This is a genomic window from Bradyrhizobium sp. (genome assembly GCF_035273305.1).
Classification (GTDB): domain Bacteria; phylum Pseudomonadota; class Alphaproteobacteria; order Rhizobiales; family Xanthobacteraceae; genus Bradyrhizobium.
This window is the reverse complement of record NZ_DATEPI010000085.1, coordinates 14,891-27,839: the sequence shown is the minus strand read 5'-3', so window position 1 is coordinate 27,839 and position 12,949 is coordinate 14,891. Positions and strand designations below refer to the sequence as shown.

At 60.5% G+C, this 12,949-nt stretch carries 9 protein-coding genes; 4 read left to right on the top strand and 5 right to left on the bottom strand.

Going from position 1 to position 12,949, the window contains the following annotated elements; translation table 11 throughout:
- Positions 1-1,088 precede the first annotated feature (1,088 nt).
- The 3 genes from VJV58_RS05475 (at position 1,089) to VJV58_RS05465 (ending at position 4,400) form a co-directional block, all read left to right on the top strand.
- Positions 1,089-2,474, top strand: a complete 1,386-nt coding sequence (locus tag VJV58_RS05475; protein ID WP_324136324.1) for an ABC transporter substrate-binding protein — start codon at positions 1,089-1,091, stop codon at positions 2,472-2,474.
- A 202-nt stretch (positions 2,475-2,676) separates the two neighbouring features.
- Positions 2,677-3,552: a sugar ABC transporter permease gene (locus VJV58_RS05470; protein ID WP_324136323.1), complete on the top strand. Its 876-nt coding sequence runs from the start codon at positions 2,677-2,679 to the stop codon at positions 3,550-3,552.
- On the top strand, positions 3,549-4,400 hold the full coding sequence (locus VJV58_RS05465) for a carbohydrate ABC transporter permease (protein WP_324136322.1): 852 nt from the start codon (positions 3,549-3,551) through the stop codon (positions 4,398-4,400). Before VJV58_RS05470 ends, VJV58_RS05465 begins: the two co-directional genes overlap by 4 nt.
- Positions 4,401-4,431: 31 nt before the next feature.
- Here VJV58_RS05465 and VJV58_RS05460 read toward each other — a convergent pair whose 3' ends face one another.
- The 5 genes from VJV58_RS05460 to VJV58_RS05440 all read right to left on the bottom strand — a co-directional run bounded on the left by VJV58_RS05460 (position 4,432) and on the right by VJV58_RS05440 (position 11,589).
- Positions 4,432-5,250, bottom strand: coding sequence for an ABC transporter permease (locus tag VJV58_RS05460; protein WP_324136321.1), 819 nt, complete (start codon positions 5,248-5,250; stop codon positions 4,432-4,434).
- Positions 5,247-6,158, bottom strand: coding sequence for an ABC transporter permease (locus tag VJV58_RS05455; protein WP_324136320.1), 912 nt, complete (start codon positions 6,156-6,158; stop codon positions 5,247-5,249). Before VJV58_RS05455 ends, VJV58_RS05460 begins: the two co-directional genes overlap by 4 nt.
- Positions 6,155-7,303 carry an ABC transporter ATP-binding protein gene (locus tag VJV58_RS05450; protein WP_324136319.1) on the bottom strand — a complete coding sequence of 383 codons (1,149 nt, stop codon included), beginning with the start codon at positions 7,301-7,303 and terminating at the stop codon, positions 6,155-6,157. Before VJV58_RS05450 ends, VJV58_RS05455 begins: the two co-directional genes overlap by 4 nt.
- Before the next feature lie 89 nt (positions 7,304-7,392).
- Entirely contained in the window at positions 7,393-8,862 is a 1,470-nt protein-coding gene (locus tag VJV58_RS05445; protein ID WP_324136318.1) for a glycerol-3-phosphate dehydrogenase, read from the bottom strand.
- Between the two features lie 12 nt (positions 8,863-8,874).
- Positions 8,875-11,589, bottom strand: a complete 2,715-nt coding sequence (locus tag VJV58_RS05440; protein ID WP_324136317.1) for a sensor domain-containing protein — start codon at positions 11,587-11,589, stop codon at positions 8,875-8,877.
- 252 nt (positions 11,590-11,841) lie between these two features.
- On the opposite strand from VJV58_RS05440, the gene VJV58_RS05435 reads away from it, so the two are divergent.
- Positions 11,842-12,945, top strand: coding sequence for an NAD(P)/FAD-dependent oxidoreductase (locus VJV58_RS05435; protein ID WP_324136316.1), 1,104 nt, complete (start codon positions 11,842-11,844; stop codon positions 12,943-12,945).
- Positions 12,946-12,949: the final 4 nt, after the last annotated feature.

The window sequence follows — 12,949 nt, the reverse complement described above, 5'->3', positions numbered from 1 at the left end:
AAACCATTGCGTGCGGGAATGCCGGGTGAATCCGGTGAACCTCGCGGTGACTACGCTCGTGTGGTTCTATTTTTTCCCACGCGAGGCTGCGGGTGCATCGAGCACCCGGCATTCCCCACGCCCTCTGATGTTTAGAAGGCTTTACACAATTCAAAACTCGCGCGCATCGCGCGGCGAGATCGGAGAGGTGTGTTTTGCGCGATGAAATTGGAGAGATATGCGGGAAGGCTGCGGCGCACTCCATCCCTCCCCCTTTTGTGGGGAGGGCGGGCACATCGTGAGCGGAGCGAGCGATGTGACGGGTGGGGGCTGCTTCGGCATGCGAGGAACCACCCCACCCGGCGCTTCGCGCCACCCTCCCCATAAAAGAAGGGGAGGGATAAGAAAGAGGGAGCTTCGCTCGCCACAATACACAGCACGCGCGGCGAGATCGGAGAGGTGTGGGTGTGAACTGTTCCGATGTCATTGCATGCAGTACCACCGCATCGGCGGTGTTCATCCCTCCTCCTTGTGGGGAGGGCGGGCACGTCGCGAACGAGGCGAGCGATGTGACTGGTGGGGGTGCTTCGGTGTGCGACGTAACAACCCCACCCGACTGGCCTTCGGCCAGCCACCCTCCCCATAAAGTAAAGGAGAGGGATAAAGAGGCAGCGGAGTTTGCTCTTTCCTATCCCTCCCACTTGTGAGGTCGAGACGAGCAAAGCTCGCTCTGGGGTGGCGCGAAGCGCCTGGTCGGGTTGCGTCATACACACGAACAGCCCCCACGTGCCATCGTTCGCTCCGCTCACGATCTGCTTTCCGTCCCCACAACTGGGAGGCACAACAAAAGCGAGCCGTCATTGCGAGGAGCGAACGGGACGAAGCAATCCAGCTTTCTTGTTTGATCGTCGGCTCCATGGATTGCTTCGATGCGCCATCTCGAAGCTTAAGGCCCAACTTGCCAGCCGCGCGATGAAAGGAACCGACGCAGAACTCCCGACCAAGCTTGCGCGACGCTTCCACGGACCATCTAGCCCAGTCCGCGGATGTGGGTTAGTCTTTTATCCAACCGGTTAATAAATCGGCAGACCAGGGTCAGGGAGAGTAATGTGAAAACAAAGGGAATTCGTGCGCTTGCATGTACGGTCAGCGCGGCGATCGGCCTGCTCTACGCGGCCGCGCCTGCGATGGCACAGCAGAAACTCACGGTCTGGTGGGTCAAGGGCTTCTACAAGTCAGAGGACGACGCGCTAAACGAAGCCATCAAGAAGTTCGAAGCCAAAAGCGGCGTCAAGGTGGAGCTGTCGCAGTATTCCGTGCAGGACATGATCCCTAAAACCGTGGCGGCGCTGGACTCCGGAACGCCGCCCGATGTCGCCTATTCCGACTCTTACGATGTCCAGGCGGCTGGTAAGTGGGCATTCGAAGGCAAGCTCGAGGATCTCTCGGACATCCTGACGCCGATGAAATCGGCCTTTGCGCCGAACACGGTCGAAACCGCACTGCTCTATAACGATCAGACCAAGAAGAAAGGCTATTACGGCTTCCCGCTGAAGCAGCAGAGCATGCACGTCCAGATCTGGAAGGACATGCTGGAGACCGCCGGCTTCAAGGAAAGCGACATCCCGACCAAATGGGCGGACTACTGGACGTTCTGGTGTGACAAGGTGCAGCCCGCCTATCGCAAGGCGACAAGCTCGCGCGTCTATGGCGTCGGCCAGCCGATGGGCGTGGAATCGACCGATTCGTTCCAGTCGTTCTATACCTTCATGGATGCCTACAACGTCAGGCTTGTCGATGATAACGGCAAGCTGCTGGTCGACGATCCCAAAGTCAGGGAAGGCCTGATCGGCGCGCTAAAAGATTACACCGACACGTATCTCAAGGGATGCACGCCGCCCTCTTCCACGACCTGGAAGGACCCGGACAACAACGTCGCCTTCCATAACAAGACGATCGTGATGACCCATAACTTCACGATCTCGATCGCGGCGAAATGGTACGAGGATTCGATCAATCCGGCGCTGACGCCGGAGCAGCGCGCGGCCGGCAAGAAGGCTTATGAGGAAACCATCATCACCGCGTCATTCCCAAACAAGCCAGATGGCTCGCCCATCAAGTATCGATCCGACGTCAAGACCGGCGTGATCTTCGCCGCCGCCAAGAACAAGCCGCAGGCGAAGGAGTTCGTCAAATTCCTGCTGCAGGAAGAGAACCTGCAGCCCTATGTCGAAGGCGCGCTCGGGCGCTGGTTTCCGGTCACCATCGCCGGGCAGAAGAGCCCGTTTTGGCAGGCGGATCGTCATCGCAAGGCGGTCTACACCCAGTTCACAGGCGGCACGACGCCGTTCGACTTCACCAAGAACTACAAGTTCACCATTCTCAACAACGAGAACGTCTGGGCGAAGGCGATGAATCGGGTGGTCAGCGAAAAGGTGCCGGTGGACAAGGCGGTGGACGAACTGATCGCCCGTATCAAGCAGGTCGCCGGTTAGGGCATGACGCAGAGTGCAAACTATTTTCCGCTTCGTGGTTGTCCCGGCGAACGCCGGGACACATAGCCACGATCCCGGGGGTGGCGCAAAAATTGTTAAACCAGCCTCTGCCAAAGCAAGCTACACGGCGTCGGTCTTCGCTTTCGCAGGGACGACAGCGTTCATTAAAATACGTCAGCCCTAGTCGACACGGGTTCATCGCATGGCCACGATGACAGTTTCCGCCGAACAAGCGGTCCCGAGCGGGCCACTGTCGGCGCGCCTGACAACCACCCAGATCTGGGGCTTCGCGCTGCTGGCCCCCTACTTTCTCGTCTTCCTCGCCTTTGTGCTGTATCCGGTCGGCTACGGCCTTTGGCTGGCGCGGCATCCAGCCAGCTACGTGACGCTGTACCACGATCCCGTATTCGCGCGCGCCGCGATCAACACGCTATTTTTCCTGCTGGTCGGCATCAACCTGAAAATGCTGGTGGCGCTGTTCCTGTCGGGCTTCTTCATTCAGGAGCGCTCATGGATCAAATGGCTGTCAGTGCTGTTCATCCTGCCATGGGCGGTGCCGTCGATCCCGACCATTCTGTCAGTGCGGTTCATGCTGAATCCCGAATGGGGTCTCATCAATCAGTTGATCTTCAAGTTTACCGCTGACGATGGTCCGAACTGGCTCAATGATCCGGTGCTGGCGCTGTCGATGGCGATCGTGGTCCACATCTGGAAATCGCTGCCGTTCTGGACACTGATCCTGATGACCGGACGACTTGCGATCGCGCGGGACCTGTTCGAGGCCGCCGATGTTGACGGCGCAAGCTGGTGGCAGAAATTCCGCTTCATTACCTGGCCTTCAATGCGGACGCTGTATCTGACCTGCACGCTGCTCTCGATGATCTGGACGCTCGGCGATTTCAATAGCGTCTATCTGTTGACCGGCGGTGGCCCCGCCGATCTCAGCCACGTGCTTTCAACCCTCGGCATCCGCTATCTGCGGCTCGATGAACTCGATCTTTCGATGGCGGCGATCGTATGCGCGCTGCCGCTGGTGCTGCCGCTTGTTTATTTCATGATGAAACGGTTGTCGCGATGAAGCTGCCCACGTTGCGCGAAGCGGGTATCGAGGCGCGGCTGCTGCTGATCGGCGTCCCCGTGTTTATCTGGACCATGCTGCCGATCTATCACATGTTCCTGTTTGCGATCTCGCCAAAGGAAGACGCGTTCGCCGGCAAGCTGTGGCCCGATCATCCGACGCTGAACAATTTTGCGATCGTCTTCAACGAGAGACATTATTTCCTCAGTCACTTTTGGCTGCAGCTTTGGAATTCGACTGTGATCGCGGTGGCAGTCGGCGCTTTCACCCTGCTGATCGCAACCGCTGCGGCGTTCGCCATTTCGCGCCTGCGCGTCCCAGGCGGGCGCTGGGTGATGAATCTGGCACTATTCACCTACTTCATCCCGGCCGCGTTCCTGGCCGTACCGATGTACCGGACCATGGGCAATTATGGCCTGCTCAACAATCACTGGGCGCTGATCCTGGCGATGGTAACCATCGCCTCGCCTTACGCGATCTGGGTGCTGAAGCAGGCATCGGACAAGCTGCCGGTCGAACTCGACGAGGCCGCCATCATGGATGGCGCGACCACGCTGCAATTGTTTCGTCTGGTTTACATCCCGCTGATGATGCCTTCGCTGGTTGCGATCGGCACTTATGCGCTGCTGCTTGCCTGGAACGAATATCTCTACGCGTTTTTGCTGTTGTCGAAGGACACCGACATCACGCTGCCGGTCGCGCTCGGTAATTTCCTCGCCGCCGACGATTCGCCCTGGGAGTTGCTGATGACGACCGGCTTCATCTATGCGCTTCCGCCGGCCGCGATCTATTACGTGTTCAAGCGCTACATGGTGGGAGGCCTGACCGCCGGCGCGGTGAAATCCTGAATGGCTACCATAAATGCAACGTGATGCGCGCCTACAACGGCGCGGCGTTCTCGCCGCGATCGCTCGACAATTTCGAAACAAGCGAGGCGATCACGATCACCACCGCGATCAGGGCGATCATCACCGTGCAGATTGCATTGATTTCGGGTTTGACCCCGAGCCGCACCTCCGAATAGATCCGGATTGGCAGCGTCGCCGAGCCGGGTCCGGTGGTGAAGCTCGCGATCACGAGATCGTCGAGCGAGAGCGTGAAAGCCAGCATCCAGCCGGCGGCAATCGCGGGCGCAATCAGCGGCAAGGTCACGGCGACGAATGCCCGTGTGGGAGCGCAGCCGAGATCCATCGCGGCTTCCTCGAGGCTGCGATCCAGCGAACCGAGCCGCGATTGCACCACAACGGCGACGAAGCACATCGTCAGCGTGGTGTGCGCGATGGTTACGGTCCAAAAGCCGCGTTCGGCGTTGATTGCGACGAACAACAGCAGCAGCGAAAGCCCGGTGATGACTTCGGGCATTACGAGCGGCGCATAGAGCATTCCGGAAAAGAGAGTGCGTCCTCTGAAACCTTCGCCACGCGACAGCGCCACGGCAGCCAGCGTGCCCAGCAGCGTCGCGATCGTGGCGGAAGTAGCCGCGACGCGAAAACTCATCAACGTCGCTTCCAGCATGGCGCGGTCGTGGAAGAATTCTCCGTACCAGCGCAGCGACCAGCCGCCCCACACCGTGACCAGCCGAGAAGCGTTGAACGAATAGATCACGAGGATAACGATCGGCACGTACAGAAACGCAAAACCAAGCGCGAGCGAAACCAAGTTGAACCGCGACAGCGCATGCACGGTGCGCGGCTTCATTGCGCCTGCTCGAATCGGCGTCGCTGCAACCGATCATATAATGCCAGCGGCACTACCAGCAGCAGCAGCAAGATCACGGCAGCCGCCGACGCCACCGGCCAATCTTTGTTGGTGAAGAATTCAAGCCACAGCGTCTGCCCGATCATCAGCGAATTGGAGCCGGCCAACAAATCGGGAATGACGAATTCGCCGACGATGGGAATGAAGCACAGCAGCACGCCGGCGGCTATCCCCGGCAAAGATAGCGGAAACGTCACCAGCCAAAACGCGTGCGCCCGCGAAGCGCCGAGGTCCTCCGCCGCCTCCAGCAGCGCCGGATCCATTTTGGCGAGGCTCGCGTAAAGCGGCAAGATCATGAATGGCAGATAAGAGTAGACGATGCCGAGATACATCGCGCTGTCGGTAGACAGCCACACCACGGGCGCCGAAACCAGATGCAGCGCCAGCAAGAATTTATTGAGGACACCATCGTGCTGCAGAATGTTGATCCAGGCGTAGATGCGAATCAGAAACGAGGTCCAGAATGGAATGATCACCAGCATCATCGCCAACGCCTGCCACTGCCGTGGCAGCCGAGCCATGCCATAGGCAAGGGGATAACCGATCACCAGCAGGATCGAGGTCGAAACCGCGGCGACAGCCAGGCTGCGCAGGTACGACAACACGTAGAGGTTATCCGAAACCAGGAGCTTGAAATTATCCAGCGACAGCTCGGCCAATCCGGCGATGGCGGAGAGGCCCTCGGTCGGATCGAACACGGGCACATAAGGCGGCTGCGCAATCGCGGTTTGCGAGAGGCTGATCTTGAGCACGAAACCGAACGGCAGGAGGAAGAACAGCAGCATCCACAGATAGGGCGCGATCGCCACCAGCCGCGCCGGACGCGTGAATGTAAAGCGCGTGCTCATTGCTCCAGCACCACGCAATCGTCTGGCGTGAACCAGGCCACCACCCGTTGGTTCGCATGATAGGCATCGATCTCGATTCGAGCCGTATTGGTCATGGACGAGCGCAAAACCGCGCCGCTATCGAGCTTGATCTTGTAGCTCGTGACGCTCCCGAGGTAATTTACCTCGGTTACCGTGCCCTCGATGCGGTTGATGGCATTTGCAGTGAGCGCGTCGGAAGCCGGGCCACGCCGCGACAGCTTGATCTTCTCGGGGCGGATCGCGACGCAGACGAGGTTATTGCTGGCCGGCTCGGATCGCTGGGCGACGACGAGGGTGCCGGCTTCCCTGGTCGAGATGGTCAGGCGGCCGGCTTCGTCCGATTGCGCCTGTCCCTCAAATATATTGACGTCGCCGATGAACTCCGCGACCCAGCGCGAACGGGGGGACTCGTAAAGCTGGCGCGGCGTCGCCACCTGCTCCAGGCGGCCCGCATCCATCACGCCGATTCGATCCGCGACTGTCATCGCTTCTTCCTGGTCGTGGGTGACAATGATGAAAGTCATGCCGAGCCGGCGCTGCACGTCCATCAATTCCAATTGGGTGCTTTCGCGCAGCTTCTTGTCGAGCGCGGCGAGCGGCTCATCGAGCAACAGTACCCGCGGGCGCCGCGCCAGCGAGCGCGCCAGTGCCACGCGCTGCTTCTGACCGCCGGAAAGTTGATCGGGTTTGCGGTTCTCGAGGCCGTCGAGCTTGACCAGGCTGACCATCTCGGCGACGCGTCGGTTGATCTCCGCGCGCGGCATCCCCATGCGCTTGAGTCCGAACGCGATGTTCTCCCGGACGCTGAGGTGCGAAAACAACGCGTAGTTCTGGAACATCATGTTGACCGGGCGCTGATGCGGCAGAACCGGCGCGATATCCTTGCCATCGAGCAGAATGCGTCCCTGGTCCGGCGTCTCGAATCCGGCGAGCATTCGCAACAGCGTGGTCTTGCCGCAACCGCTGGGACCGAGCAGCGCGAAGAACTCCCCTACCCTGATGTCGAGCGAAAGCCGGTCCACAGCGTGGACCGCTCCGAATTTCTTCACCACGGCGTCGATGCGCAGCAGCGGAATCCTCTCCGCGTCACCTTGCGGTTTTGCCTGTGACAATTCCTCAACCATATTCTGGTCAGCCCAACCCCGGCTGCACGCTAACGGCGGATCCGCATCGGCTCAAGAGAGCCAAGCGGGAGCTGACGATCGGATCGTGCTCACGAAGGGCTCGCCATGAACACCGCCAGGGCCTCGCGATCCGCAGGCGGAATGGTCAGGCCGAGCTTCGAACGCCGCCAGAGGATGTCGTCGGGAAAGCGTGCCCATTCGTTTGCCATGAGATAGCGAACCTCCGCACCGGTCAGCTCCGGGCCGAACGCCGGCCCCAAGTCCGCCCTGTTTTTGGCTTCACCAAGCACCGCGGCGAGGCGCGAACCGTAGGCGCCGACCAGCCGCTGCGCCTCGCGCTCGGTAAGAAATTGCCAACGCTCGCATGCGGCCTCTACCTGGGCGTCAAATCGTTGCCAGGCGAAATCCCCACCGGGCAACGGCGAGTTCGCGGTCCACGACCGCGACATCGGATAGAACGGCGTCAGCATCGAGACTGCCCGTTCCGCGCGCCGCCGGGCGGTCGTGATGTCGCCGCCGAACAGTGCCAGCAATGGCGCTTTGCGGCGTGTCGCGCGAAGGGTAATAGCTCCATCGAGCGGATGCGAACTTGTGGGGTTGACGGCCATGTTGGCGCCGGAGCGCGTCGCAATGACGTCGGAGGGTTCGACCCGCTCGCGAAAATAGCGATTCGCGGCTTCGCAGAGATAAGCGATGTCAGGGGCGGGCATCGACACCGCTGCGGGATCGCCCTTGAAGGGATGCCGGACCGTGCCGATCAGTGTGAAATCGCGCTCATAGGGCATTGCGAACACGAGCCGGCGGTCGCTGTTCTGGAAGACGTAGACATTGTCGTTGTCGAACAGGCGTCGGACGATGATTTGGCTGATCTGGACAGGCGTGGCGAGCCCTGGCGGCGGCACGCGCAGGACGGTTTCAGCAATCGAGGCGGTCCATGCCCCCGTGGCGTTGGCGAGAGCCCGCGCGGTGAAGACCTTGCGCTGGCCGCGATCTATCACCACCAGACGCCACACCTCAGTTTGCTCGGCACGAATGCAGCGTGCTCCTGTACAAATGGCGGCGCCGCGCTCTGCGGCGTCGAGAGCGTTGGCGATCACCAGTCGGGAATCGTCCGCTACGCAATCGGAATATTCGAAAGCCGTGCCGAAGGGACGCTTCAAGGCATCTCCGATCGGATGATGCGTGATGTCCACCGTGCTCGAAGCCGGAAGACCGGGGCGCGAGGAGAGTCGGTCGTAGAACCAAAGGCCCGCGCGCAACAGCCACAATGGCCGCTCGTCGGAATGCGCGGGAATCGCAAAGCGCATCGGGCGCACCAGATGCGGCGCGATCCGCAACCAAGTGTCTCGTTCCGCCAGCGCGGCGCGCACGCGCAGCAACGCGCGATGTTCGAGGAGCGCCAGGTCGCCGTGGATCAATCGCGGAGACGCCGAAGATGCCGCGGAACCGAGGTCCCCCTGCTCCAGCAGAATGACCCGCAGCCCGCGACCGGCGGCGTCGCGCGCAATGCAAACGCCGTTCAGGCCACCGCCAATAATCGCGAGATCGTAGTCCGCCATACGCTACCGTCTCTAGCCGGTCTTGCGCGCAGGCTCCATGGTGCTGGCGGCGGCCCGACCGACCATTGCAGCGTATTGTGCAATCGGCAAAGGCCTGCCTATGAAATAGCCTTGCACCGCATCGCAACCCTGGTCCGCAAGGAACCCGAGTTGTTCCTCGGTTTCTACGCCCTCCGCCACGATCGACATCTCAAGGCCGTGCCCGAGACTGATGACGGCGCGGATGATAGCCGCCGATTGCGGGTTGCGGCCAAGATTGATGACAAAGGCGCGATCGATCTTGATCTTGTCGAACGGGAATGCCTGCAGGTAACTCAGCGAGGAATAGCCGCTGCCGAAGTCATCCATGGATATGCGCACGCCGAGTGCCTTCAGTCGGCGCAGCAAGGCCAGACCGCGATCGAAATCCTCGATCAGCACGCCTTCGGTGATTTCAAGCTCGAGCCGGCCTGGCGCAAGGCCGGTTTCCAGCAGGATCGAGTGCACGACATTGACGACATCGCCATGCATGAACTGCGCCGGCGACAAATTGACGGCGACCTGCAGTGGCTTCGACCACGAGGCAGCTTCGCGGCAAGCCTCGCGGAGGATCCATTCGCCCATGGCAACGATGAGGCCACTTTCTTCGGCGAGCGGGATGAAATCACCGGGCGGCACAAAGCCGCGCACCGGATGCAGCCAGCGCGCCAGCGCCTCAAATCCGATGACTTCACCGCCGGCCACAGCATCGCGCGAGGTAGCCTGCGGTTGATAATGCAACGACAACTCACCGTTCTTGATCGCGACCGAGAGATCCTGGTGCAGTACGCGGCGATCGCGAATCTGCTGGTCCATTTCGGGCTCATAGATACTGATCGAGCCACGCGATTTGGCCTTGGCTCGGAACAAGGCTGCGCCGGCATTGGCGAGCAGCGAAGCGGCGTCGGCGCCATTGTGGGGAAATACCGAGATGCCGGTGGTGACACCGGTTCGAACCGTTTTGCCGTCGATCAGGAATTCGGTCGTCAGCGTTTCCGCGAGTTTCTCCGCCAGCAGCATGCCTGCGACGGGCTGCTTGCCATCGATGATCAACCCGAACTCGTCGCCCGAGAGTCGCGCCACGACTCCACCGCGCGCGGAAGCCTGGATACGGCGCGCCACTTCGATCAGAAGCTTGTCGCCGATTGCATGGCCGAACACATCGTTGACTTCCTTCAAGCCGTCGAGATCCAGGGACAGCACCGCGAACTCCTCATCGGTGCCCTCGCAGGCTTCGATCATTTGCGCCAATGCCTGCAGAAATGCGGCGCGGTTCGGCAAATCGGTCAGGCCATCATGGTAGGCCATGTGGGCCATTCGGGATTCAGTCTGGCGACGATCGGTAACATCCTCGTGCGTCTTGATCAGGTATTGCGGCTCACCAGCGTCGTCGAGCACCGTCATGCGGCGGGTCAGGAACAGCCGCAGCCCGTCCTTGGTGCTGATCGGATGTTCTTCGACAAGCAGGCTGCGTTTCTTGATCGCGGCCTCATCACGCGCGGTGATCAGTTTGGCTTCTCTCGGATTGAAGATGTCGGTCGCCCTCAGTCCGGTAGCGTCTTCGCGCCGCCGGTTCAGGATGGTTTCGGCGCTGCGATTGGCGAGCAGATATCGGCCATCGCTGACGCGCTCCACGATCAGCGACACCGGAATGTTGTCGACAACCAGCTCGAGAAACTTCTTGGTGTTCTCCAGCTCCTTGGACAGCGATTGGCGATCGGTGACGTCATCGAACAAGGCAATCAGAAATTCCGGCTGGCCGTTTTCGTTTCTCGCGACCACGCGCGTACTGGCCAGAACGCGCCGTTCCGGGCCGCGTTCTACCACCAATTCGGTGCGGGATTCTCCTGTAGCCGAGTTCAAGGCATTGCGGTCCGCCTCTTCCACGCTGGCGGTCGTCTCGGGACTGAAGATTTCATCGGCGCGCTTGCCGACGATGTGGTCGCGGGAAAACCGTGAGAACCGCTCGAAGGCACGATTGGCAAAAATATATCGTCCGCTCTCGATGTTCTTGGCGGCCACGCATACCGGCACATTGTCGAGCATCGATTCAAGGAATTGCTTGGTTGAGGCCAGCTGCCTTGAGAGCATGCGCTGCTCGGTGCAATCCTCATGAGTTGCGACTGCCCCGCCGTTCGGCAATGCGAAGAATTTCACAAGAATGAACCGTCCATCAGGCAATTCGTTGATCACACCTTCCGGAGCGCTGGCGTGTTTGAAATATTCCTCGGCAGTCACATCGATGAGGCCGCGATTACGCCGCAGTTCCAGCAGCTCCCGACCGCTCATGTTCCGAGAGATATCAGAACGCGACACCCCATAGATCTCGAGGTAGCGATCATTGCAAAATACGATTCGCTGCTGTGCATCGCTCATCACGACGCCCTGGCTGAGATTGTTCAAGGCCGAACTGATGAAAGCATTTCGGCGCACCTGCGCGCGCTTGACCCGACGAAGCGACGAATGGATCCCAAGCGCGACCGCAACCAGAAGGGAGCAGAGCACCATTCCGCCGATCAGCAATTCCCAGACGGTGTTGGGATCGGCAGATCCGACGTAGCTGGTCGGCGAAAATTTCTCGGGCAGCGCGACGGCCGGTCGCAGCGCCGCAAAGCTGGCAAGCAGGCACGCAAGCGTGGCAAGCAGGCACAAGACGGCCCGCGGAGGAATCAGATTCTTCCCGCCTGCCTCCCAATTCTTGTCAACCATCAGTCACCCGCGCATTTCGGGCTGGAGTGTCTGACTTTCCCCGTTTGGATCGGGTAAACACGTACCCTTGCAACGCGTTAATGCGACGCGAATTACGGCAATTGCCCGGACATGATTAATGCTTGGCTAATTGGTTTCGCTTTGGGTAAGCGCTGCTCAACGCTCTTGGGCAGATTTCGCGCGGTTTGAACGTGGAGCGCCAATTGAAGACGCATGGGCAGAGCGGCCCATCAATCCCGGATCTGAAGGCGAATGGATAAGGTTGAGTGCGTCGTCATCGGAGCCGGCGTAATAGGTCTTGCTGTCGCCCGGCGACTGGCACTGGCAGGCCGCGAGGTGATCATTCTGGAGGCGGCAGAGGCGATCGGCACGGTGACCTCGTCCCGTAACAGCGAGGTGATCCACGCCGGCATTTATTATCCCGCAGGCAGCCTGATGGCGCGCATGTGCGTCGCCGGCAAACAGGCGCTCTATCATTACTGCCGGGATCATGGGATTCCGCACCGGAATTGCGGCAAGCTGATCGTGGCGACAACTGCGAAGGAAACCGAGAAACTGAGCGCGATCAGCGCGCACGCCGAAACCAACGGCGTTTGCGATCTGCAGACACTCTCTGCTGTCGAAGCTCGCGCGCGGGAGCCGGCGTTGAATTGTGATGCGGCGCTGCTTTCGCCTTCCACCGGCATCATCGATAGTCACGCCTACATGCTGGCGCTGCGCGGTGATGCCGAAGCCGCGGGCGCAGCATGTGCTTTTCACACGCCGCTATTGCACGCCCGCGCGACAGACGAGGGCATCGAAATTGACGCCGGCGGCGCGGCGCCGATTTCGCTTCGATGCCGGCTGCTCGTCAACGCCGCGGGACTTGATGCGCCAGCAATCGCGCGCCGCATTGACGGGATGCCCATCGAGTCGATACCGCCGGCATACTTTGCGAAGGGCAATTATTTCAGCTGCAGTTCGCGAGCGCCGTTTTCTCATCTGATTTACCCGGTGCCCGAACCCGGCGGGCTCGGCGTCCACCTCACACTCGATATGGCTGGACAGGCTCGGTTCGGACCCGACGTCGAGTGGGTGGAGAGGATCGACTACACCGTCGATCCGGCGCGAGCGGACCGGTTTTATCCCGCGATTCGCCGCTATTGGCCGGCGCTGCCGGATGGCGCGTTGATGCCGAGCTATTCAGGGATTCGTCCGAAGATCGTCCCGCCCGCGGTGGCCGCGCAGGACTTCCTTATCCAGGGACCGCGGGATCATGGCGTCAATGGACTGATCAACCTGTTCGGCATTGAATCGCCGGGACTGACATCATCCCTCGCGATCGCCGACCACGTTAAAGAAATAGCGGAAACGTGAAGGA

What these genes read in the sequence shown, in the direction of transcription:
- VJV58_RS05470 (WP_324136323.1), top strand. Translation starts at nt 2,677, where the DNA reads ATGGCCACGATGACAGTTTCCGCCGAACAAGCGGTCCCGAGCGGGCCA.
- VJV58_RS05465 (WP_324136322.1), top strand. Translation starts at nt 3,549, where the DNA reads ATGAAGCTGCCCACGTTGCGCGAAGCGGGTATCGAGGCGCGGCTGCTG.
- VJV58_RS05460 (WP_324136321.1), bottom strand. Translation starts at nt 5,250, where the DNA reads ATGAAGCCGCGCACCGTGCATGCGCTGTCGCGGTTCAACTTGGTTTCG.
- VJV58_RS05455 (WP_324136320.1), bottom strand. Translation starts at nt 6,158, where the DNA reads ATGAGCACGCGCTTTACATTCACGCGTCCGGCGCGGCTGGTGGCGATC.
- VJV58_RS05450 (WP_324136319.1), bottom strand. Translation starts at nt 7,303, where the DNA reads ATGGTTGAGGAATTGTCACAGGCAAAACCGCAAGGTGACGCGGAGAGG.
- VJV58_RS05445 (WP_324136318.1), bottom strand. Translation starts at nt 8,862, where the DNA reads ATGGCGGACTACGATCTCGCGATTATTGGCGGTGGCCTGAACGGCGTT.
- VJV58_RS05440 (WP_324136317.1), bottom strand. Translation starts at nt 11,589, where the DNA reads ATGGTTGACAAGAATTGGGAGGCAGGCGGGAAGAATCTGATTCCTCCG.
- VJV58_RS05435 (WP_324136316.1), top strand. Translation starts at nt 11,842, where the DNA reads ATGGATAAGGTTGAGTGCGTCGTCATCGGAGCCGGCGTAATAGGTCTT.